Annotated in this window: 14 protein-coding genes, 1 tRNA gene and 2 pseudogenes; 9 read left to right on the forward strand and 8 right to left on the reverse strand. The window is 60.5% G+C overall.

From position 1 onward, the window contains the following. Positions 1-133 precede the first annotated feature (133 nt). Positions 134-1,612 (forward strand): SulP family inorganic anion transporter, encoded by a 1,479-nt coding sequence (locus CAL15_RS17385; RefSeq protein ID WP_086081161.1) that lies wholly within the window; start codon positions 134-136, stop codon positions 1,610-1,612. Positions 1,613-1,638: 26 nt separating this feature from the next. Here CAL15_RS17385 and CAL15_RS17390 read toward each other — a convergent pair whose 3' ends face one another. Together CAL15_RS17390 and CAL15_RS17395 are read right to left on the reverse strand one after the other, a co-directional pair. Continuing rightward, a complete protein-coding gene (locus CAL15_RS17390; RefSeq protein ID WP_086079743.1) occupies positions 1,639-2,418 on the reverse strand; it encodes an SDR family oxidoreductase in 780 nt (259 codons plus the stop codon). A 33-nt stretch (positions 2,419-2,451) separates the two neighbouring features. Next, positions 2,452-4,425: a BCCT family transporter gene (locus tag CAL15_RS17395; RefSeq protein ID WP_086079744.1), complete on the reverse strand. Its 1,974-nt coding sequence runs from the start codon at positions 4,423-4,425 to the stop codon at positions 2,452-2,454. A gap of 392 nt (positions 4,426-4,817) precedes the next feature. On the opposite strand from CAL15_RS17395, the gene CAL15_RS17400 reads away from it, so the two are divergent. Continuing rightward, a complete protein-coding gene (locus CAL15_RS17400) occupies positions 4,818-6,044 on the forward strand; it encodes a pyridoxal phosphate-dependent aminotransferase (protein WP_086081162.1) in 1,227 nt (408 codons plus the stop codon). A 52-nt stretch (positions 6,045-6,096) separates the two neighbouring features. Here the strand turns inward: CAL15_RS17400 and CAL15_RS24780 are convergent, their stop codons facing one another. Next, positions 6,097-6,324 (reverse strand): YciE/YciF ferroxidase family protein, encoded by a 228-nt coding sequence (locus tag CAL15_RS24780; protein ID WP_086079745.1) that lies wholly within the window; start codon positions 6,322-6,324, stop codon positions 6,097-6,099. 80 nt (positions 6,325-6,404) lie between these two features. Beyond that, positions 6,405-6,590, reverse strand: a complete 186-nt coding sequence (locus CAL15_RS24785; protein ID WP_157666684.1) for a YciE/YciF ferroxidase family protein — start codon at positions 6,588-6,590, stop codon at positions 6,405-6,407. Positions 6,591-6,839: 249 nt separating this feature from the next. Here CAL15_RS24785 and CAL15_RS17415 point away from each other — a divergent pair. Beyond that, positions 6,840-7,914: pseudogene (locus CAL15_RS17415) on the forward strand (IS3 family transposase); the annotation flags it as partial. Between the two features lie 2 nt (positions 7,915-7,916). Here the strand turns inward: CAL15_RS17415 and CAL15_RS17420 are convergent. Together CAL15_RS17420 and CAL15_RS17425 are read right to left on the reverse strand one after the other, a co-directional pair. Then, a pseudogene (locus CAL15_RS17420) lies at positions 7,917-8,117 on the reverse strand (leucine zipper domain-containing protein); the annotation flags it as partial. A gap of 461 nt (positions 8,118-8,578) precedes the next feature. Next, the gene (locus tag CAL15_RS17425) at positions 8,579-10,162 is read right to left on the reverse strand and encodes a DNA cytosine methyltransferase (RefSeq protein WP_086079747.1); all 1,584 of its coding nucleotides are present in this window, start codon (positions 10,160-10,162) and stop codon (positions 8,579-8,581) included. Positions 10,163-10,449: 287 nt separating this feature from the next. Between CAL15_RS17425 and rpoD the strand changes: the two genes are divergently transcribed. The 6 genes from rpoD (at position 10,450) to CAL15_RS17455 (ending at position 21,023) form a co-directional block, all read left to right on the forward strand. Continuing rightward, complete coding sequence (rpoD, locus tag CAL15_RS17430; protein ID WP_198299077.1) at positions 10,450-13,323, forward strand: RNA polymerase sigma factor RpoD; 2,874 nt, start codon at positions 10,450-10,452, stop codon at positions 13,321-13,323. Between the two features lie 66 nt (positions 13,324-13,389). Further along, complete coding sequence (locus tag CAL15_RS17435; protein WP_086079749.1) at positions 13,390-14,856, forward strand: ATP-binding protein; 1,467 nt, start codon at positions 13,390-13,392, stop codon at positions 14,854-14,856. Positions 14,857-14,860: 4 nt separating this feature from the next. Continuing rightward, a complete protein-coding gene (locus tag CAL15_RS17440) occupies positions 14,861-17,716 on the forward strand; it encodes a Z1 domain-containing protein (RefSeq protein ID WP_086079750.1) in 2,856 nt (951 codons plus the stop codon). Further along, positions 17,700-18,722, forward strand: coding sequence for a PD-(D/E)XK motif protein (locus tag CAL15_RS17445; RefSeq protein ID WP_086079751.1), 1,023 nt, complete (start codon positions 17,700-17,702; stop codon positions 18,720-18,722). Before CAL15_RS17440 ends, CAL15_RS17445 begins: the two co-directional genes overlap by 17 nt. A gap of 2 nt (positions 18,723-18,724) precedes the next feature. Further along, positions 18,725-20,521: an AIPR family protein gene (locus tag CAL15_RS17450; RefSeq protein ID WP_086079752.1), complete on the forward strand. Its 1,797-nt coding sequence runs from the start codon at positions 18,725-18,727 to the stop codon at positions 20,519-20,521. A gap of 25 nt (positions 20,522-20,546) precedes the next feature. Beyond that, positions 20,547-21,023, forward strand: coding sequence for a very short patch repair endonuclease (locus CAL15_RS17455; RefSeq protein ID WP_086079753.1), 477 nt, complete (start codon positions 20,547-20,549; stop codon positions 21,021-21,023). Between the two features lie 611 nt (positions 21,024-21,634). Here the strand turns inward: CAL15_RS17455 and CAL15_RS17460 are convergent. Both CAL15_RS17460 and CAL15_RS17465 read right to left on the reverse strand, forming a co-directional pair. Further along, positions 21,635-21,719: transfer RNA gene (locus tag CAL15_RS17460), tRNA-Leu, on the reverse strand. A 118-nt stretch (positions 21,720-21,837) separates the two neighbouring features. Then, positions 21,838-23,586: a monovalent cation:proton antiporter-2 (CPA2) family protein gene (locus tag CAL15_RS17465; protein ID WP_086079754.1), complete on the reverse strand. Its 1,749-nt coding sequence runs from the start codon at positions 23,584-23,586 to the stop codon at positions 21,838-21,840. Between the last annotated feature and the right edge of the window lie 225 nt (positions 23,587-23,811).

Here is a 23,811-nt window from a genome sequence, read left to right on the forward strand (position 1 = left end):
GCCGCCGCATGCATGCATGCATGCGGGCCCCATACCCCCCGATATCCGCCAGGCCGGCAAGAGCCGGTCGGCAACGCATGCCGCGCGGCCGCTCCTGCCCGCAATCCGCATCGCAATCGATCACGCATCCATCATGATTCATACCTCGACGCGCCAGGAGTGGCTGTCGAACGTCCGCGGCGACCTGCTCGCCGGCCTGGTCGTCGCCCTCGCGCTCATCCCCGAAGCCCTTGCCTTCTCCCTCATCGCCGGGGTCGACCCCAGCGTCGGCCTGTACGCCGCCTTCAGCATCGCCGTGGTCACGGCCATCACGGGCGGACGCCCCGGCATGGTTTCGGCGGCCACGGGCGCCATCGCCCTGCTCATCACCACGCTGGTGAAAGACCACGGCGTCTCGTACGTGTTCGCCGCCGCCGTGCTGGCCGGCCTGCTGCAGATCGGCGCGGGCCTGCTGCGCCTGGGCGCGCTGATGCGCTTCGTTTCCCGCTCGGTGATCACCGGCTTCATCAATGCGCTGGCCATTCTGATCTTCCTGGCGCAGCTGCCGGAATTGACGGCCGGCCCGCATGCCGTCTACGTGATGGTCGCAGCCGGATTGGCGATCATCTATCTGTTCCCCTATCTGACGCGCGCGGTGCCTTCACCGCTGGTGTGCATCCTCGTGCTGACCATTGTCGCGCTGGCGCTGGACCTGCCGATACGCACGGTGGGCGACATGGGCGCGTTCCCCGACAGCCTGCCTTCCTTCGCCCTGCCCGCCGTGCCCTTCACGCTGGAGACGCTGCGCATCATCTTCCCGTATTCGGTCGCCATCGCGGTGGTGGGCCTGCTGGAATCGCTGATGACCGCCTCGATCATCGACGACTACACCGACACGCCCAGCGACAAAAACCGCGAATGCCGCGGCCAGGGCTGCGCCAACATCGTGGCGGGCTTCCTGGGAGGCATGCCGGGATGCGCCATGATCGGCCAGTCCATCATCAACGTGAAATCGGGCGGCCGCGGCCGCCTGTCCAGTCTGGTCGCGGGCACGATGCTGATCGTACTGGTCGTGTTCCTGGGGCCATGGGTGAAGCAGATCCCGATGGCCGCGCTGGTGGCGGTGATGATCATGGTGTCCATCAGCACGTTCGACTGGCGTTCATTCCGCAACCTGGTCACGCATCCCCGCAGTTCGTCCTTCGTGATGCTGACCACCGTCGCGGTGGTGGTGGCCACGCACAATCTGGCGCTGGGCGTGCTGGCCGGCGTCGTGCTCAGCGCGGTGTTCTTCGCCTCGAAGGTGCAGCGTGTGCTGCAAGTCGACTCGGTATTGGAAGATGGAGGAGCGACGCGTCGCTATCTGGTGCGCGGCCAAGTGTTCTTCGCCTCTTCCGAAGCCATGGTGGCCGAGTTCGACTTCAAGGAAGCCATAGGCCAGGTCGTGCTCGACCTGTCGCACGCGCACTTCTGGGACATCACCGCCGTAGAGGCGCTGGACCGCGTGGTGCACAAATTCCGACGCAACGGCATCGAGGTGCGGCTGCACGGGCTGAACCGGGCCAGCACCACGATGGTCGACCGCTACGCCACGCATGACAAGGGCGGCGCCCCACAGACGCTGTCGCACTAGCCTGCGACCTCGTCAGCGCGTGTGACTCAAGCCCGCCCGCGATACTGTTCGCCACCGTCCAGGTCGATCACCGTCGAGCTGAGGTACCCCGCGCGCGGCGAGCAGCCGAAGACCACCAGATCGGCCACCTCGGCCGGCTCCATCAAGCGGTCGAACGGAAGATCGGTCAGAGTCTCCTGCCAGCGGTCCGCGTCGCCCCAGCGGGCTTCGGCACGCTGGCGCGCCATGGTCGTCACGCGGTCGGTCCGGGTGCGCGACGGGTTCACGCCGAATACGCGCACGCCATGGCGCGGCGCGTCCGCGCCCAGCGCGCGCGTGAAGCCTATCAGCGACGCGTTGGCCGCGGCTCCGCAGATGTAGTCTGGCCGCGGCGCGGCGCCGCCCATGCCGATGATGTTGGCGATCACGCCCGTGCCCGCGCGGCACATCGCCGGGTAGTATTCGCGCGTCAGCGCGATGTAGCCGTACACCTTCAATTCCCAGCCGGCGCGCCAGCGCGCGTCATCCACCTGGTCCAGCGCGCCGCCGGGCACAGCCCCGGCGTTGTTCACCAGGATGTCGATGCTGCCGGCGCGGTCGGCCAGGCGCGCCGCGGCATGCGGCTCGGCCAGGTCGAAGGCCATGATGTCGACCTGCACGCCCGCCTGCTGCGCGACCTGCCCAGCGGCCTCGGCCAGCACCTGGGCATTGCGGGCCACCAGCACGGGCCGCGCGCCCTCGCGGGCGAACGCCAGGGCGCACGCAAGCCCGATACCCTTGGACGCGCCGGTGATCAGCACGCGCTTGTCTTTCAACTGCAGATCCATCGATGCGTTCTCCTTCCTGATGTGGCCTGTGCACTACTTCGTATGCAGGTAGTGCCGGAACCGGTCGTAGTGCGTGATCACGTCCGAAATCACGTGATCACTGCTGTAGCCATAGATGTCGTAACCCCTGCCGCCCTGGCTGAGGAACACCTCGGCGCGCGAATAGCGGCGCCGCTCGTCGCGGCTGCTGTGCTGATCGGACAGCGCAAAGGCCGGGATGGGGTAACTGATGCGACGCACGGCATACAGGAAGTCCGGCGCGCCGTCTCCATGCAGCACCTTCAGTTGCACGCCGTCGTCCAGCTGTTCGATCTCGGCCTGTAGTTCCCGGCTGCGCAGCTCATCCTGCACCGAGGTCAGCGCCGTGGTCACCGTGCCGCCGATGAAGCGATTGACCTGGTCGCGCGTGGGATGGCTGACGATGGCATTCAGCCGCCGCCGCCACGGCACCTGGCCATCGGTGGGCAGCAGCGGCGCGGCCTGCAGCGACTGCGTGGCAAGCATGGAAGCCTCGTCCGACAGCGCCTTCCAGATGCCCCAGCACATCAAGGTCAGCACGATCACCAGCGGGAACCCCGCGATGATGGCCGCCATCTGCACCGCGTCCAGTCCGCCCGCCAGCAGCAGGCAGGCCGCCACGCCACCGCACACCAACGCCCAGAAAATGCGCAGCCACAGCGCGGGCTCTTCCTCTTCGCTGCTGCGCGCCGTGATCATGGCGATGACCAGCGCTCCCGCGTCCGATGCGGTCACGAAGTACACGGCCACCAGCAGGCCCGTGGCCCACGCCAGCAGCTGCGACAGCGGCAGATACTCGAACACCGTGAAAAGTGCGATGGGCATGTTCTGCGCCACCGTGGCCGAGATGTCTCCCGCGGCGCGATTGATGTCGAGCCAGATCGCCAGGTCGCCGAAGATGGTGAACCAGATGAAGCTGAAACCAGCCGGCGCGAACAGCACGCCCAGCAGGAATTGCCGGATGGTGCGGCCGCGCGAGATGCGCGCGATGAACAGGCCCACGAAGGGCGACCACGAGATCCACCAGCCCCAGTAGAACAGCGTCCACTCGCCCACCCATGGCGTGGGGTTGTAGGCGTATACGTGGAAGGTGCGCGCGATGAAGCCGTTGAGGTACAGGCCGATGTTCTCGACGATCGCCTGCATCAGAAAGCCCGTGGGGCCCAGGAACAGCATGGTTCCCATCAACAGGAACGACAGGATGATGATGAACTCGCTGAGCCGCCGTATGCCGTTGTCCAGCCCCGTCGCCACCGTCACCGTGGCCAGCAGCGTCACCACCAGGATCAGCAGCAACTGCGTGTCCAGCGACTGCGGCAGGCCGAACAGATAGTTCATGCTGGCGTTGAGCTGCGACACGCCCAGCCCCAGCGACGTCGCCAGGCCGGCCAGCGTGCCCACCACCGCGAAGATGTCGATCAGCGACCCGATCGGACCGTGCACGCGTTCGCCGATCAGCGGATACAGCGCCGAGCGCAGCGACAGCGGCTGGTTCTTGCGATATCCGAAATACGCCAGGCACATGCCCAGCAGCGCATAGATGGCCCACGCGTGCACGCCCCAGTGGAAGAACGTGATCTCCATCGCGTCGCGCATCGCATCCACCGAACGCGGGTCCGCGTCGGGCGGTTTCGAGAAGTGCGTGATGGGCTCGGCCACGCCGTAGAACACGATGCCGATGCCCATGCCGGCCGAGAACAGCATGGCCACCCATGTGCCGTAGCTGTAGTCCGGCACGGACTCATCCGGGCCCAGCTTGATGCGGCCGTACGGACTGATGGCCAGTCCGATCAGGAACAACACAAAGAAGCCCACCGCCAGCAGATAGAACCAGCCCGCCTCGCCGATGATCCAGTCGTTGGCATGCTTGAACAGCTGCGCGGCCGACTGGGGATTGAGGCTGGCGTATGCGATGAGCGCCAGCGCGATGACGGCGGAGCCGGTGAAAGTGAGCGGAGAGACGCTCTGGGACAGTTTCTTCGCAGCCATGGATGTCCTTCGTTCTCGGCGCATGCGGCCCGGCGAGGCGGCGCAGTTCGCCTGCTTTTGTAACACCCGACACTATCAAAGCCTGGGCCGACAGTGGGAAGCGAAAATGCAAGCAAGTGTTGTCGCGGGGGTTTTGCGCGACCGCCCCCGGGGCGCGCCCGCACGGTCTTGGCGTTTCCAATGGAATCCCCATGCGGGCTCGGTATGCCGCCGGATCGCATCCGGCCGGTCCGGTGGCCCGGTTGCCGGCAGCGGGTGGCCTGGTGGTTTGATGGCCTGGTGGCCCGGCGGCCCACGGCGCGCCATGGTTTATCATGCCGTTCCGCTGCCTGCCGGTATCGGGCGGCTATGTGCAGTCCCTCCCCCTGACGTCGCCTTGGGAATTCAGCCGCGTGAAAGCCATCGAAAAATCCTCCAAACTCCATGCCGTCGCTTATGACATCCGCGGTCCGGTCCTGGATCGCGCCCGCGAAATGGAGGAAGCCGGCCAGCGCATCATCAAGCTGAACATCGGCAACGTCGCGGCGTTCGGCATACAGCCTCCCGACGAGATCGTGCAGGACATCATCCGCAACCTGGCGGACAACGCGGGCTACACCGACAGCAAGGGCCTGTTCGCGCCGCGCAAGGCGGTGGTGCACTACATGCAGGAAAAGGGCGTGCTCGGCGTCGACGTCAATGACGTCTACCTGGGCAACGGCGCCTCCGAACTGATCTCGATGAGCATCAACGCACTGCTCAACGACGGCGACGAGCTGCTGATTCCCTCGCCGGACTTTCCGCTGTACACGGCCGTGACTGCGCTGTCCGGCGGCCGTCCCGTGCACTACCTGTGCGACGAAGCCTCGGGCTGGCTGCCCGACATCGAGGACATCCGCGCCAAGATCACGCCGCGCACCCGCGGCATCGTGGTGATCAACCCCAACAACCCCACGGGCGCCCTGTATCCGCGCGAGGTGCTGCTGGACATCATCCAGGTGGCGCGCGAGCACAACCTGGTCATCCTGGCCGACGAGATCTACGACAAGACGCTTTACGAAGGCGCCACGCACATCAGCATGGCGTCGCTGTGCGACGACGTGCTCATCCTGACCTTCAACGGCCTGTCCAAGAACTACCGCTCGTGCGGCTATCGCGCGGGCTGGATGGTGGTATCCGGCGAAAAGCGCCACGCGCAGGGCTACATCGAAGGCCTGAACATGCTGGCCTCGCTGCGCCTGTGCTCGAACACGCCGGGCCAGCTGGCCATCCAGACGGCGCTGGGCGGATACCAGAGCATCGACGACCTGGTGGGGCCCAACGGCCGGCTGCGCAAGCAGCGCGACCTGGCCTACGACCTGTTGACGCAGATTCCCGGCGTGCACGTCATGAAGCCCAAAGGCGCGCTGTATCTGTTCCCCAGGCTCGATCCCGCGGTTTATCCAATCCAGAACGACCAGCAGTTCGCGTACGACCTGCTGGACCAGGAACGCGTGTTGATCGTGCAGGGCACGGGCTTCAACTGGCCGCACCACGACCACTTCCGCATGGTGTTCCTGCCCAATGCGGACGACCTGACCGAATCCATCGGCCGCATCGACCGCTTTTTGGGCAGGATGCGCAAGGGCGGCGCGTCCTGACGCGTCCCAGACCCGAAGCGGATTGCCGACTGCCCGCAGAGCGGCTTCGCAATCAGGACCGGGACGCTTCAGGGTTGATCGCGCGCTTGGCCAACTCGCTGAGCCGCTGATCCGTCCTTTTCTCCTCGTCCAGGATGGCCGGCAACGTCTGCATGTCGTCATCCAGGCCCAGTTGCTCCGCCCACGTCGCCATGGTCCCGTAGACGGCGATCTCGTAGTGTTCGACGCGCTGCGCCGATGCAATGAGCCCAGCGTCGCGAAGATCAGGGTCTGTGACCATGCCGGCTCAACGGTCGGCCTCGCGGACGATGGCTTGCATCGAGCCGTCCATATGTTCACGCGTACCCATGCCATGCCGCTTCAATATTTCTCCAAACGATCACGCTGAGATCGGGTCTCTTCGAGATGGTCGAGGATGCCTTGCTTCAATTGCGGATTCTGTGCCATGTCGGCCATTTTCGGTAGCGCCTGCGTCAGCTGGTCCTCCACGGACCGCAACTCCTGCAGTTCGGCAACATACATTTGCTTGAAGTCGTTGACGTTCATGATGATCTCTTTGACTCGTTGGTTCACGAAGAGGAGTGTCGGGCGACGCGACACTCATGAGGCCGGATAGGCGCGTCCGAAGTGTTCAGTGCAGCAAGTCTCGGGCCGAACGCACGCTGGTCCAGACGTAAGAGCCGACTTCGGACCGAGTGGGCAGCGGCCAAGAGGACCCGACCTCACGCCACGAAACTGGACAGTTCAGAACTAGAGATTTCCGGCGACCACTAATGCCTAGGGAGGGGGTTCGCCATGAGAAAGTCCAAGTTCACTGAAGAGCAGATTTCGTTTGCGTTGCGTCAAGCCGACACTGGTGTGTCGGTCGAAGAGGTGTGCCGCAAGGTTGGCGTCACGCAAGCTACCTTCTACGCGTGGAAGAAGAAGTACGCCGGTGTCGGGGCTACGGAGTTGCGAAGTCTGCGCCAGCTCGAAGACGAGAATAGAAGAGCTCCCAAACAACCGGTCGCTGACCTGTCTCTGGACGAAGTCATGTTGCAGGATGTGCTGCGAAACAAGCTCTAAGGCCGGCGCAGCGCAAGCAGCTCGTCGGCCCATCTGATCGAACGCTACCGTGTGAGTGTGAATCGGGCATGTCGGCTTTGTCAGCAGAGCCGAGCCGGCGGTACCAAAAACTCAAGCCGAAAGTACTAGATGCACCGCTAAAGGCGCGCATGCACGAGATCGCCAGTACCCGCGTGCGATACGGCTTTTGGCGCATCTATGTGCTGATTCGTCGCGACGGCTGGCACGTCAATCACAAGCGCATCTACCGCCTATACAAGGAGGAAGGCTTGAATTTGCGCAGCAAACGACCGCATCGTCGCAAAGCCGCAGCCCATCGCCTGGAACGCCCCACGCTGACCACCCGACCAGCTAGAGCGTGCACTTCGTCTCGGATGCCTTATTCGATGGGCAGCAGTCTCGTGCTTTGACGGTCGTGGATAACTTTACTCGCGAGTGTCTCGCCATTGAGGTTGGCCAGTCATTGACAGGGCAGGACGTCGTGCAGGCACTGATACGCATCGCCGCCGACCGCAGCGCGTTGCCACGTCGCATTCAGGCTGACAACGGCCCGAACTTGTTTCCTTGTCGCATGATCAATAGGCTTACGACAACGGCGTCACGCTGGACTATTCTGGCCCCAGTAAGCCCACGGACAATGCCTTCATTGAGTCCTTCAACGGCGGTCTACGCGATGAGTGTCTGAACACGACTTGGTTCATGTCGCTGGCAGACGCGCAGAACAAGCTCGAAAACTAGAGACAGGACTACAATTATTTTCGGCCCCCACTCGGCGCTGGCCGCCACCGCACCAGCGCTCTTTGCCAGTCTGGACTCGACAATGGCCAGCGCCTTGCCCGGCGCAATCGCCCTGGGCGAGAGGGCCAGGCGAGAGGATGCGTCGGCAAGCCCAGCCTCGCACGGGGCCAGGAAACGGCTTAGCCATTTACGCACCGTCGCCCCGGTCACGCCGTAGGCGTGGGCGGCGTCGGTCACGGTCAGGCGTTTATCGACCAATTGCTGGACCATTTCGAGTCGACGTATGAACGTCAGTCGGGCATGCTAATGGGTGTCCATCCGGCCGGGCTCCCTGAGAGATCTGGTGGTTTGGCGATTACCAGTTTCTCAAACCCGGGTCGGATGAACCATCGATACAACCTATTGAATGTTCACACCTAGCCCATCGAGCGGCTGAACAGCTCCTTGCAGGCAGTCATGGGCGTTCTCGGCTGATAGGCACCGACCGGCGAGTGCCCGTCCCAGAAACGCGGGAGCTTCGCTGAAGGCAAAGCCATCCCTTGAAGGAAGGAGTGCAATGATCCAGTCAGCGTTTCCGGCGGCGGACTCAGGGCAATGGCTGCCCCGTGATGGAGGAAAGACTGTGGATGCCGGCCGCGCGGCGAGCGCCCCTACCGCCTGTGGGCGGAGTGAATCCGGCAGTTACGATACAAGGAGCGAAGTGCTAATGCGTGAGACAACGAGATGCTCGATTACGCGACTGCTGCGTATCGATGCTGCTGGCAACTGGTCATTGCAGACTCCAGGAAATCCAGCACAATTTCGCCGATCTGCCTTGCAAGGTAGGGCGGAACCGCATTTCCAACCTGCCAATACTGATGCGTGCGGCTCCCCTCGAAGTAGTAGTTGTCCGGGAACGTCTGCAGGCGAGCCGCTTCCCTTACCGTGAGACTGCGGCATTGCGCCGGGTCATGATGGATGTAGTAATGCCCGTCTTTCGCAATATGTGACACGATGGTGGTTGACGGCTTGTCCCTCAGCTGAACTCTGAACCTGTCGAGAAAGGGCACACTCTCATCATAGACATTGCCATGCAGAGGAAGAAGCTTAGGAGGAAAGTCCGGCACCTTCAGTGATCGTTCTTTCATCTCTGCATAGCATGCCGCAAACAGATAACGCCCAAGATCGGAGCGCATGTGCTTTCGAGTCTCATGCTGAAGCACTCCACCCACTCTCGAATCCCCCAGCCACGCGCGCAGAGACTGAGGCATTCCGGACAGATCCTGCTCAAACTCCATAAAAGAGCTGCCGAAAGAGTCATGGTTCTGCGCTTGCGCATATGCACCAATCATCTTCTCCTCGATTTCCTGTCGATCGGGATGCCGCCAGCCCTTGAGTGCCTGTTTTGCATCTCGCAATGCGGACAGCCAAGTCGAATGGCTATCGCCTTCCTTTGAAAGCCTGCTTCGCAGAGGAGGCATGCCGGCTAGAGCCTCCCCAACCGTCACCACTGAGGGTGCAGGCTTCAACACCAACCGACCAGCTTCATTCAGCACGTGCGCGCCCCTGCTGGCCCAATCGGAACGGATGCCGAACAGTATGACTCGATGCCGCGCCTGAGGCAGGCCGAACGCTTCCGACTCGATGAGGTAGTCGAGAGGTGTCAGATTCGTCCCGTCCGTCACAAAAGATCGAATCTCATAGTGATGGCCGTTACCCGGACTTTGCAGATCCGACAGGATTCGGTCAAAGATGAGCGATCCGCCAAGACGGGACGTCAGGATTCCCTTTACGTTCTCCATGACGAAAACGGTCGGCCCGAAATCACGCAGAATCCGCAGGTATTGCTCATACAGCAGATGGCGCGCGTCGCTCTCGAACTTCTTTGGGTCGCCGGGCCTCATTCTGGACCGGCCTGCCATTGAGTATGCCTGACACGGAGGCCCGCCAATCAGCACCCATTCCGAAGCACCGCCCAAGGCGGACTCGATCCAACTGTCGACTTCCTGGTTTGGCGTATCCCCAAGCTCGGCACACCGGGCTTCCAGCGCGGCATGACGCGCCTCCGGCGGCACATCTGGATGTGCGAACAACTCCTCTCGAGAGATCTTTCCCGTTACATAATCGTAGTAGCAGTCCGGGACGTGCTTGTCGCGCATTGCCGTGTACAGGGCCCTGAGAGACAGCGTACGGTGGGCGACTGCGTCCTTCTCTATCGACAGCCGAACATCGAATCTTCGTCGGCCATAGTCCCCAAAGATGGAAGAAAACCCCTCACCCAGCCCGCCCGGCCCTGCGAAAAGGTCTATCACCGGAATGGAATCGGCTGGTTTCATCTTTCTAAGTGGCGGAGTCACCCGGAGGATTTTCTGGAGGGTGCGGAAGTATACCAGGTGGGTCTGAATGCCCTTCCCCTTCGGCGTACCAGCACGACGCCCTGCTCCTTTCTCACATTCTGTGGCGAGCTGATACGTTATTATGTTCAACCATTACCCGGCCTTACCGCTGGTCACATCCGTCTATGCATACGTCACCGGAATTGACGGATGCAGCCCAGACACCACAACCCAAGGCATTTGTGCGTTACCCAGCTTGATGGCGCCAGATGGGAAGGAAGGAACGAATGAGCGAGAAGTCGGCTCTCGCGAGCCGGACCCTGCCGCGCCTGCTGAAGATGGCTATCCGAGCCGGGATCCAGCCGGTCGTGCGCCTTCACCTGCATCGAGGGATGCATGTGGACGCAACCGACAGTGGCGGACGCACGGCTCTTGCCTTGGCGGCCACGTACGGCCATCAGGGAATATGCCGATTGCTGCTGGAATCGGGCGCCGACCCACACGCACGTGATCTTCACGGAGATGACGCGTTCTCCCACGCTCTCAAATCCAACAACGCGGGAATTCTCACGCTGCTTGGCCAGCACCGTCGCCTCGATCCAAGAAGGCAGGAAAGCCGTGATACTGCATCCGTCATAACGGAAGAAGCAAAACTACCGTCGCCGTCGGCTGCTCCGCCACCCGTCTCATTTTCATCGGCAGCCGGGAGCCCGTCCACAGGAGAGCGACAAGGCGACAATGCCGTGCCGCCCACCGAGAGGCCAGCCGTCACAAAGATCGGCACGCGGCTGGATCGGCACAAGGATGCTGCCCCTGAACAGCAGGAAGAACGCGGGCCCGTGCCAGATGCACCTCCTGATGAGGGGTCACCGCAGGCGATGGAACATCCGTTGCTCAGCGTGCATGACTTGGTAGGCGCAATCCCGGATGCAGCTGCTCAACAACGCTCCAGTGCATTGTCTCATGCCGAGATACCCGACCATCTTGAGGTCAGCAGGCTGCTCTTTCAGCCCAGCAGCGCTGCGCCAGAGCGTCATGACAAATGCAACCTTGCAATCAGTGCCCTGCCACATGAGGAAACGCCGTGCATCACAGCCTCCCAGCTGAGCAGATCATCCCGAACGCAAGAAATCCCCGCCACAGCTGCAGACGCGCCGCCACAAGAGGAACTGGACCTTTCCGGTTGGGAGCCGGAGGACGAAGCCCCTCTTCCTGCCACGAACGAGGACTGTGAGAACGCGGCTCTGGAACTGCAGGATCACATTTCACGACACGTACCAATAGACGACTACGAAGACTGGTCGGATATTGACATTGATTTGCCCGAATCTCGTCGCAGATTGAAGGCGTCTGCGGCGGAGGATCTCGAGCCCTTGCGCCTCCTCCTGCTCCAGGGTTTGAGGGATGGGAGCGTCTCTCACCAAGCGTTCTCAACCGTTATTTTCGTTCCGTCAGAAGAGACGGATGTCGCATCGGAAACCCATCTTCGCAACCTGCTCGGCGACTTGGGCATACTCATCAGTGACGACCTTCCCGGGTGGTCTGAATCTGCTCGTGTCTCCGACGAGTGGAACGATGACATGGAAACCGTGGCGGAAGCAATGTCCTTCTGGACTCAGCTGTCACGGCAGGACAACGAGCCAGTGTGGCTATTCCTGAAGGAAGCGAGTGCGTTTGAACTGCTGACAGCAGAGGCCGAGGTCAGCATCGCCAAACGGATCGAGGAAGGCACCAGAGATATTGTCTCAGCCATCGCGGCATGCCCCGCCACGATCGACGAAATCCTTGCGTCCATGTGCGCTGTCCGTAGTGGATCCGCGTCCATCGATCAGGTTATCGATGGCTTCAACGACGACGAAAACGAAGGTGACGATGAAGCCGAAGCTGAATTGCCTGTCGACGACGATGACTCCGACCGCGAGACCGCCGGCAGGCTGGCCGAGCAACTTTACCTCAAGTCATTGGCCAAATTCGAAGTGATTGAGTCATGGCATCTCAGGATGCGTGACGCCTTCGAAACCCAGGGGCCTGACTCACAGGCATATGCAGAAGCCCGAGAGGCCATTCAGGCTGAACTCATGAATGTTCGCTTCACGCCCGGCATGGTGGAGCGAATGACTGATACTCTTCGATCCTGCCTGGCAGAGCTCCGTACCCATGAACAGGCAGCGATGTCCATCTGCGTGGAGCGCGTCGGCATGCCACGCGCGCACTTTGCAAACGTCTTCCGCGTTAACGCCACGAACCTCGACTGGGCGCCCGAGGAGGTTGCTGCCGGAGGCGACTATGCTGAAGCGCTCGGGCACAACGTCGAAGCCATCCAGGAAACACAGCAGCGTCTCATAGAGCTGCAACGTCGTCTGACCCTGCCCCTCGTACAGCTCAAGGACATCAGCAAACGCATGAGCGCCGGGGAGGTGACGGTCCGCAAGGCGAAGCATGAGATGACGGTAGCGAACCTGCGCTTGGTGTTCTCGATTGCCAGAAAATACTTTAATCGGGGAATGGACATATCCGACCTCGTTCAGGAGGGCTGCCTCGGACTGATGAAGGCAGTGGACAAGTTCGACCACCGCCGCGGCTTCAGATTTTCGACGTATGCGACCTGGTGGATACGACAGGCCATAACTCGCTCAATTGCCGATCAGGGCTCGACCATCCGGATCCCCGTTCACATGGTAGACACAATCAACAAGATGGATAGGGCTCGACGAGAGCTGAGCAACGCCACCGGAGTTGAGCCAAACATCAGCGCGCTGGCAGAAAAGATGGAAATATCCAGAGAAGCCGCATCGAAAATCGTGAAGGTCATGCGCAAGCCAGTTTCACTGGAGGAGCTTGCGGGCCATGCACAACAGCAACGTTTCGATTGTCACATCCATGGTTCCGGACTCACCCTAGCCTCGCCTGAAGAACTTGTCGCGGAACGGGAAATAAAGGGTCTTGTCAGCGAAGTACTGGGGACACTCACGCCACGAGAGGCCAAGGTCTTGTGCCTGCGGTTCGGTATCGGCTGGGGATCCGACATGACGCTGGAGCAGGCTGGTGCCCAGTTCGAACTCACTCGCGAACGCATCCGCCAGATCGAGGCAGAGGCTCTGCGAAAACTGCGGCATCCCAGCCGGAAAGAGAAGCTCGCAAGCTTCCTGGAAGCCTGCTGAACCGTAATGACAACCACAATGACCGGTTTCTCCCGCATGCGGCACGCGCCTCCGAAAGCAACTGCAATGATAGAGTCCCTGCGAGGATTGGGGTACTCCACCGCCACTGCATTGGCAGACGTGATAGACAACAGCATCGCTGCGCATGCAACCCATGTGGAACTCCGTTTCGCATGGGCTGGTTCCCTGAGTACCGTGGCCATTCTCGACAATGCCGACGGAATGAACGAAGCGGAGCTGGACATCGCCATGCGTCTGGGCGAGATAAGCCCTCTGGATGCCAGGGACGCGTCCGATCTCGGCCGGTTCGGGTTGGGCATGAAGACGGCCTCCTTCTCGCAATGCCGAAGGCTCACCGTTGCGAGTCGCAAGCTGGGCGCTCTCAATTGCCTGCGTTGGGATCTCGATGTACTTGCATCCAGTGAAAATGATGGCTGGTATTTGCTGGAAGGAGCTGCGGCGGGCTCCGAACACATGCTGCAGGCCCTGGACGGCAGGGAGCATGGAACCCTCGTGCTTTGGGAGCTTAATGACCGGGTCGTCACGCCCGGTTTTCGAGAGCAGGATTTTCTCGACCTGATCGACAAGGTCGAGCGTCATCTTGCGATGGTCTTCCACCGCTTCCTGCAAGGCCCCCAACCCCAGTTCCTGCTGACCATAAATGATCGGCCGGTAAGGCCATGGGATCCATTCCTGACTGGCCATCCTGCGACATGGTCGTCGCCTATCGCCACTTTTGCATCCGCCGGGGGACAGGTGGAGGCTCAGGCACATGTCCTGCCTCACAAGGACAGGCTGGACCCCACCGCACATGAAAATGCGGCCGGGCCGGACGGCTGGACGGCTCAGCAAGGCTTCTACGTATACCGCAACAGGCGCCTCCTGCTGGCGGGGAGCTGGCTCGGCCTTGGACGAGGCCGGTCATGGACGAAGGAAGAAGCACATCGTCTCGCCAGGATCCGACTGGATATTCCCAACACCGCGGACTCCGAATGGAAGATAGACATACGGAAATCGACGGCCCGGCCGCCCGTAGCCCTGCGTATGCCACTGACGAGGCTCGCGGAAGACGTGCGCGAGCGCGCACGAAGGGTTTTTGCCCATCGTGGTAAGGCAGTGAAGGCCGGGGGTGACAAGAGTCTCGCCGAAGCGTGGCACGCAGAACACTTCAGGGGCGGGATCCGCTACCGGATAGACAGGAGTCATCCCGCAGTGAAATCAGTGCTTGATGATGCCGGTCCGCTGAAAGCGGACATAGGCGTCATGTTGCGCATATTGGAAGAAACAATTCCGGTCCAGAGAATCTGGCTTGACACTGCCGAGGCAAAGGAAACGCCGCGCACCGGTTTCGCGGAGGAGCCGCCGGCAGAAGTCTTGAAAGTTCTGTCCACCTTCTACAAGAACATGATACGGCGTCGCGGGTTGTCGCCAGTTCGCGCGCGCGAGCTGCTCCTGAGGACCGAGCCCTTCGATGCTTATCCGGAAATCGTTCGGGCCCTCCCTGACGTCCCTGAAGAACTTCAACAAGACTGAGGTCATGACAACAACTGCCGAAACGAACAGGAAGAAGGTCGTAAAGTTTGTGCAGGAACTTTTACTTGACCATGACGAATCCGAGATCACGGCCGGTCTGATTGCCGACAAGATAGAGCTTGTGGTCGGGATGAACCCGAAATGGGGAGAGGCGCTCGACAAGGTTAGCGTCACTGACGAACTCATCCGGCGCTTCAGCATGTGGACCGGAAAAGATACAGCCCTGACCAGTGACATCAATCATCAGCCATGGCTGGTGTCCGCTCGCAAGGACGACTGGCGATATTGGCAACGGTATCGCGAATGGCTGGAACGCAAGCTTTCATTCAAGGCCGTCGAAGCTCTGGACAGGTCCACTGACGCGGTTCTCGAGCAGTTGGAAGACCCGAAGCGGGAAGGAAGGTGGGACCGCCGCGGGCTTGTCGTAGGCCACGTCCAATCGGGCAAGACAGGCAACTATACCGGTCTCATCTGCAAGGCAGCAGACGCTGGCTACAAGATCATCATCGTACTCGCAGGCCTTCACAACAATCTCAGGTCACAGACTCAAATGCGACTGGACGAGGGTTTTCTTGGCTATGAGACCAAACCTGCGCAAGAGGACATAAGGATTATCGGAGTCGGTGAAATCGACAGTGATCCTGCCATTCGTCCCAACTATGTGACCAACCGCACGGACAAGGGGGACTTCAATACCGCAATTGCCAGAAAGCTCGGCATCACGCCGGAACAACGCCCCTGGCTCTTCGTGGTCAAGAAGAACAAGACGGTACTCGAACGCCTGTTTCAATGGATACGGAACCACGTTGCGGACACTCATGACGCGGAAAGCGGTAGAAAGATCGTCACCAGCTTGCCCCTGCTCCTGATTGACGACGAGGCAGACCATGCATCCGTGGACACTGGAGAATTATGGTTTGATGCCGACGGGAATCCTGACGAAGAACATCAACCCACGGCAATCAACAGCAGGATAAGGAAAATTCTCCACTCCTTCTCCAGAGCCGCGTATGTCGGTTATACCGCCACTCCATTCGCGAACATCTTCATCCACGAAAAAGGCGCCACGCGGGAAGAAGGACCTGACCTTTTCCCCTCTGCGTTCGTGATCAACTTGGCGGCTTCGTCAAACTATGTCGGCCCGGTGAAGGTCTTCGGCACTTCGACCCCCGAGGGCCGGCAGGGAGGATTGCCTCTGGTGCGTCCCGTAAGCGATTACGCAAGCGAAGACGGTCTCGACGGATGGATGCCCCAAAAACACGGAAATAGTTACATACCGATCCATGACGGCCAGCTGAAAATGCCGCCGTCGCTTGTGGAAAGCATTGACGCATTTCTGTTGTCCTGCGCCCTGCGTCACATCCGCGGCCAAGGCAGCGACCATAGCTCGATGCTCGTTCACGTGACTCGATTCAACGCTGTACAAGAGCATGTGCATCGACAGGTTGAGGAACACATCGATCAAATCCGTCAGCGTCTTCATCGCCGGGTCGACCACGAAAGCATGGTCCAGCGCCTGCAGACTCTCTGGAAAGAGGACTTTGAGCCGACTACGCGCGAACTGCAGGCGTCATCTGTCGAGCGACTGCGTGAACACGCTCCCGAATGGGAGAATGTGTTGCAGGCTCTCACGGATGTCATTGGGGATGTCCAAGTCCAGATGATCAACGGAACGGCGAAGGATGCGCTGGACTACTCCGAACACGACGGAGTTGGCCTAAAGGTCATAGCCATTGGAGGGGACAAGCTTGCACGCGGGCTGACACTGGAAGGCCTTTGTACAAGCTACTTCCTTCGTGCATCACGAATGTACGACACTCTCATGCAGATGGGGCGCTGGTTTGGCTACAGGCCAGGATACCTTGATCTATGCCGCTTATACACCACACAAGAGCTATGCGAATGGTTCGGGCATATCACGGATGCTGCGGAGGAGCTCAGGGAAGAATTCGACCTGATGGCTGCGACGGGCGGGACGCCGCGAGATTTCGGCCTGAAGGTGCAATCTCATCCGGTGCTCATGGTGACCTCGCGTTTGAAAATGAGATCCGCCAAGAGTTTGTGGCTCTCCTTCAGCGGACAGCTGCTGGAAACCGTGTCCCTGTTCCGTGACAAGGCCACCTTGCAGCGGAACCTCAAGGCAGCGCAGGGACTGCTGGCAAGCCTCGGCACACCGGAGAAGAACCCGGCTCGGCAAAGGCCTGGCGGATCTCAGCAATGGCAAGGCTTTCTGTGGGAAGAGGTTGAAGCAACCCACATAGTAGAGTTTCTGTCCTCGTACGAAACGCACCCACAAGCCCACAAGGTGAACAGCGCCATGATCGCCGAATTCATTCAGTCCATGTCCGCAAAGGATGAGCTCACACAGTGGACTGTGGCGCTTATCGGAGGCGGCGAAGGGGATGATGAGGAGATCGTAGATGGTATCTCGATACAGATGCTCAAGCGAAAAGCCAATGCCGCATTGGAGGGCCGTTACGCCATTGGCCGGCTGCTGTCTCCACGCGATGAAGCGATTGACCTGGATGAGGACTCGTGGGCGGCCGCACTGAGTCTTACGCGTGAAGCATGGAGAAAGGACGCCGCGAGAACCGCCGGAGAAAAGGAGCCCGACGTGCCAAACGGACCTGCAATCCGGAGAGTTCGTGGTTCAGGTTCCGGGGACGTGGAAGGTCACCCGGAAAAGGGCTTGCTCCTGCTGTATGCGCTGGATCCTACAAAGGCCGAGGCAGAATTTCCCGAAGGCACACCGCCCGTCATTGCATTCGGCATCAGCTTTCCCGATAGCGAGGCTGGCGTCAAGGTCGAGTACAAGGTCAATAATGTAGGCTGGGAGCTGGAATATGGCGGCGCGGACTGACCCATACGACGAGCTCACAGCGGCATGGCGGGCGCTCGGCAACTCCGGTGACGACGACGGCTGGCGGCTCATTCCGGTTGCCCCGGACGGCCCCTGCCGATTCCTCGCCGGGAGACGGTTCCCGGGGAATGAGGAGTCGCTACTCATAGGTTTTGCTACAGCGCAATTGCCTGCTGCCAGCACACTTCCACAAGGGAGAGGCTTCAAGGTCGACAAGGTGTCGCTGGCAGGGAGAGAGGCCAGCCATGCCTGGATTGCCCTCTCCAGGAAGGAGGATCGCAGCATCGAGCTCTTCACGATGATGGCCACAGACGTCATCACGACGATGATGCGACACACCCAGTCTGGCGACGTGCGCGCCTTCAATTTTTTCCTGACTCGCATACGCGCTTGGCAGGATTTCATGCAACGCAATCCGGATGACGTGCTTTCCGCAGAGGCGGAGGTTGGTCTCTTCGGCGAGCTTCACCTCCTGCAGTCCCTGGCGTTGAATGGCTTGCCCCCCCATGACGCAGTGGAGGGATGGCACGGGCCGCTGGACGGTTTGCATGATTTCCTTTTCGGAACCGGCGGAGTGGAGGTGAAGAGCACTGTCGCATCAGGGAGTTTTCCCGCGCAAATCGGAAGTCTGGAACAACTGGACGACAGCTTGGTCCAGCCCCTGTTCCTGGCTGGAGTTCGACTCGAGCTGTCTCCCGAGGGAGAGACACTCACGGAACGCGCGGCAGCCATCCAGGCAGTCTTTGCTGATGACCCTGTAGTGCAGTGCATACTTGACGGCAAACTCCTCCGGGCCGGGCTGTTGCCTGGCACCGAAGAGAAGTACACCAGAAAGTTCAGACACGTGGGAACCAGGATTCTGCGAGTGGCTGAGGGGTTCCCTCGTCTCACCGGCCGGAGCGTACCAAATGAGATAAGAAAGGTACGCTACGAGGTCGATCTGGACGTCATCTCTGCACACACAGTCGACCTGCGTCACGCAATGAAAGAACTAGGATTAATTTGACAATGGAACTGGAAGAATTCCTGCGACAGACGCAGGCCGATGTTCGGACGCAGATTAGCGAACGTCTCGAATCACAGGATGGCCAGGGATACCCGTATCCCGAGACGATCTTCGCCGAAGTGGTGATGGAGCATATGGCCGATATCGGGATGACGCATGAGCCAACAACTTGCCACTACTCCGCCAAAGTGGGAAATGCCAATCTCCGTCTCAGCGGATATGCCCTGTCCGAAGACGCGGAGCAACTGGACCTTTTCGTGAGCCTTTACGAAGGAGTCGATCAGATCACTCCAGTGACGGACACGGAGACGAAGACGGCAGCAGAACAGTGCCTGCGCTTTCTGACGAAATGTGCCGAGGGGAAGCTGTCTCGCACGATGGACGAGTCCAATGATGCATACGCGCTGGCGCTGTCCATCGAAGGGGACTATGCGAATCTTGATGAAATCAGGATCTACGTCGTAACGGACGGGCAGGCAAAGTCGAAGGCGTTCAAACCGCGCGAAGTCGGCGGAAAGACGATAAAGCTGGAGGTGATGGATATTGAGCGGCTGCACCGCCACTGGTCTGAAGGCAAGCCGCGCGACGAACTCGTCGTCAACTTTGAAGAGCTCGCAGGAAGCCCGCTTCCGTGCGTCTATGTACCTGCACAGGACGCAGACTACGACTATGCCCTGACGGTGATTCCCGGAGAGTCGCTTCGCTTCATATATGAGAAATACGGCCAGCGCCTCCTGGAGGCCAATGTCCGCTCGTTTCTCAGCGTGACCGGCAAAGTCAACCGGGGCATCCGCGACACACTCAAGAGCAACCCGGAACGGTTCATGGCCTACAACAATGGCATAGTGATCGTGGCAGACGAGATAAGCATCAATCGTGCAGCAGACGGTAGCCCCGGCATCTCCTCTCTCAAGGGAATGCAGATAGTCAATGGCGGACAAACCACCGCGTCCATCTATTTCTCAAAAAAACGGACACCAGAGATCGATTTGAAACGAGTCCGTGTCCCGGCGAAGGTCATCATATTGCGGTCACAGGACGATCTCGCCGAAGAGGCCCTGATTTCCGACATTTCCAAATACGCCAACAGTCAGAATGCGGTCAAGCAGTCCGACCTTTCTGCCAACCAGCCATTCCATGTTGAAATTGAAAAGCTGGCTCAGGCTGTAGTGTGTCCGAACGGAGTGGGACGGTGGTTTTACGAGCGTGCTGCCGGCAGCTACAAGACCCTGCTTGCTCGTGAGGGCACCACGCCGGCAAAACTCAAGCATTTGCGGACTGAGGTCATCCCTCCCGCACGCAAGATTACAAAGACCGACTTGGCCAAGTATCTGACGGCCTGGGATAGAAAACCACATATAGTGAGTTTGGGTAGCCAGAAGAACTTCGAGCGCTACATGGAGAGCATTTCTCCCGGGGACGCGCAATCTCCAGCCCCTCTTCCTGACGTAAAGACGTTCAAGGAAATGATCACCAAAGCGGTGTTCTTCAAGAAGACTCACGCCCTCGTACGGCCTCTGTTTCCGGCATTCCAGGCCAACGTAGCCGCCTACTTGGTGTCCATTGCTTCTGAAAAAATTGGCGACCGAATTGCCCTCGACAAGATCTGGCTGCAGCAAGACATCTCACCAGCGCTCCGAGCACAGCTTACAACTTGGGCCTCCGAGGTCAATGACGTCTTGCACCGCAGCGCTGACGGCAGGATGATCTCTGAGTGGGCGAAGAAACCGGAATGCTGGGAGGCGGTCCGCTCTGCACACTATTCTCCAGTGAACGAAGACATACCTGAGCTGACCTGAAATACTCGCCGGGCAGGCAGAACCCATGGTCGACATTGTCACCAAAGAACGGCGCAGCAAGATGATGGCAGGGATTCGTGGCAAGGGCACGAAGCCGGAGCTGCTCGTCCGTCGGATGCTCACTGCTGACGGTTTTCGCTATCGTTTGCATCGGAGAGATCTTCCGGGAACACCGGACGTTGTCATGCCCGGCAGGAAAATAGCGATATTCGTCCATGGATGTTTCTGGCATCAGCATCAGGGCTGCAGGTTTGCGAAGTTCCCGACGAGCAATGAGAACTTTTGGCGGCACAAGCTTGATGAGAACAAACGACGCGACCTGCTGGCGCTGGCCGCCTTGAGAGATTCCGGATGGCGCATCCTCACGGTATGGGAGTGTGCAACACGCACCAAAGACTCCAACGACTCTCTAGGCACACGGATGCGCCAGTGGATTGAAAGCGACTGCGTACTCAGGGAAATTCCATCGAAGATTCATGCTCCCGACCCACAATGTCGCTGAGACTGACAGCTCCACCGCCATCATCAGGATTGAAAGGTCTCTCGCGTCCAAGCATGGAACACGCTTGAAGCGCGGAAAAGCGCCGATGTTCCGGATGCACCTCGCAACATGAAGGACATGCCGACCAAGTCGACTCATAGAACGACGCAGGATAGCGTGTCGCGAGAAAGCCCTTCGCTTTCAGTCACGTGAGCAGCGGCGCATTGGTGCGTCACAAGAGCAGGCATACGCGTCCGCCCCCCGTTTATACCGATGATCTGATTTCCTCGCAGCCGCTCCGGGGTGCGGAACCTGACCAGCCACTGCTTCAATCCCGTTGGCTGCGCGACGGAGGACAGACCCTGGCCAGAAGACACACATACGCGGCCTTACGAGTTTAGCCTTGCTGGCTGCCATTTCTGATAATTGTTAGCTAGTGCGGGGATGTCGGGTATTTGAGTGGGCATGATTCGGATATGTGGGCTTTAACATACCCAAACACCTACTCCAAAACGCGGGATTTACCGAAATCCACTGAAATGGCCTGAACGCAAAAAACCCGCAGAACACTAATGTCCATGCGGGCTTCCGGTACTTCATCAGTCGTTCTGAAACGTACTGATTTTGAATCCTGGTGCCGACGGCGAGACTCGAACTCGCACAGCTTTCGCCACTACCCCCTCAAGATAGCGTGTCTACCAATTTCACCACGTCGGCATGGGGTACTACGCCAACCGGGCCAGTGCCGCGGCGGCTACCGTGGCTCGGTGGGTTCCCGGACTGCACATGCTGAGGCTGCACGTTGCCAGGGAAGTCCGAAATTCTAGCATGAGTCTTACTTCTTCGCCATGTTGCCCAGGATCAGATCCCGTCCCGCGAAGATGCCGCCCGTCGTCTCCAGCACCAGCCGCTCGGCATCCCGCCGACGCACCTCGGCGATGTGCTCGTCCGCCTCTTCCTCGGTAGCCCCAAGCCGCAGCACCGCCTCCCGGCCCATGGCCATCGCCGACTCGAACGTCTCGCGGATCACGAAATCGGCATCGTGCTTGAGCAGCTCCACCGCATGCTCGCGGTCCCAGGCCCGCACCAGGATCTGGGTGCGCGGGTTGGCTTCTTGCGCGTTCTCGACGATGCGCGTGGCGGCGGCCTTGTCGTCCACGCAGACCAGGATCAGCCGGGCCTCGTGGATTCCCGCCGCATGCAGCACCTCGGGCCTCATGCCATCGCCATAGTAGACCTTGAACCCGTACTTCTCGGCATTGCGGATCACTTCGGGATCATTGTCGATGACCGAGATGTCCGCGCCGCTGGCCAGGAGGCTTTGGCTGGCGATCTGCGCCACGCGGCCGAACCCGACGATCAGCACGCAGCCCTTCAGGTCGCGCGCCTGGTCCACGCCGTCCATCGACGGCGCTTCCTTGCGCGTCATGTGCTTGTGGGCGATGACGGCCAGCGGCGTCAGCACCATGGACAGCACGATGATGGCGGTCATGTTGGCATTGACCTGCGCGTCGATCACCTGCCCGTTCGCGGCCGCCTGGTACAGCACGAAGGCGAACTCGCCGCCCTGCGCCATCAGGATGGCGCGATCCGAGGCCTCGGCGCGCGAGCTCTTCAGCAGGCGCGCCACGCCGTAGATGCACAGCGCCTTGACCACCATCATGGCCACCACGCCGGCGCAGATCAGCATCCAGTTGTCGTAGACCACGTCCAGGCGCAGCGACAGGCCGACCGCCAGGAAGAACAGCCCCAGCAGCAGGCCGCGGAAAGGCTCGATGTCGGCTTCCAGCTGATGACGGAAGCTCGACTCGGACAGCAGCACGCCCGCGATGAAGGCGCCCATGGCCATGGACAGGTTGCTCTTCTCCATCAGCACCGCGGCGCCCAGCACCACCAGCAAGGCGGCCGCCGTCATCACCTCGCGCGCCTTGGCTCGGGCCAAGATGCGGAACAAGGGATTCAACAGCCACAGCCCCGCGGCGACCAGCGCGACGATGGCGCCGGCGGCGATGCCGATGCTCTCGAGCACGGTACCCGAATCGCGCGGCGCGGCGCCCTCCGGGGCCAGAAAAGCGACGATGGCCAGCAGCGGGACGATCAGCAGGTCTTCGAACAGCAGCACCGAGACGATGCGCTGGCCGCCCGGCTGCGCGATGTCGCCCCGTTCGTTCAGGATCTGCACGACGATGGCGGTGGACGTGAGCACGAACCCCATCGCCGAGACGAACGACACGGTCAACGAAAAGCCGAAGGCCAGGCCCACACAGGTAAGCAGCAGTCCGCAGGCGAAGATCTGCGCGCTGCCCAGGCCGAAGATCTGGCGGCGCAGACCCCATAGATGCGAAGGCCGCATCTCCAGGCCGATGATGAACAGGAACATCACCACGCCCAGCTCGGCCACGTGCAGCAGGGTGCCGTCGTCGCGGATCAGCCCCAGGCCGAAGGGGCCGATGACCAGCCCGGCCACCAGGTACCCCAGCACAGAACCCAGGCCCAGCTTGCGAAACAGCGGTACCGCGACCACTGCCGCCCCAAGCAGGGTAAGCACCTGTTCCAAACCGCCTGCGCCGGATTCCACTGCCATGTCGAGCCTTTCCCGTATGCGTTATCAGTCGGCCGCATCATAAAGGGTGAATGAGGGCTGGGGCGTGAAAATAACCTATACGTAGGTATTACCTGGCCCGCGCCGCTCAACTATGAGCGTATGAGCGACGTCCCAGGGACCGGAGCGCGGGGTGGTGCGCGGCGGAAAGAACCCGACAGCCCACGAAAAAAGCCCGCACATGGCGAGCTCTTTTCGATGATCCAG

This window comes from Bordetella genomosp. 13 (genome assembly GCF_002119665.1).
GTDB lineage: Bacteria > Pseudomonadota > Gammaproteobacteria > Burkholderiales > Burkholderiaceae_B > Bordetella.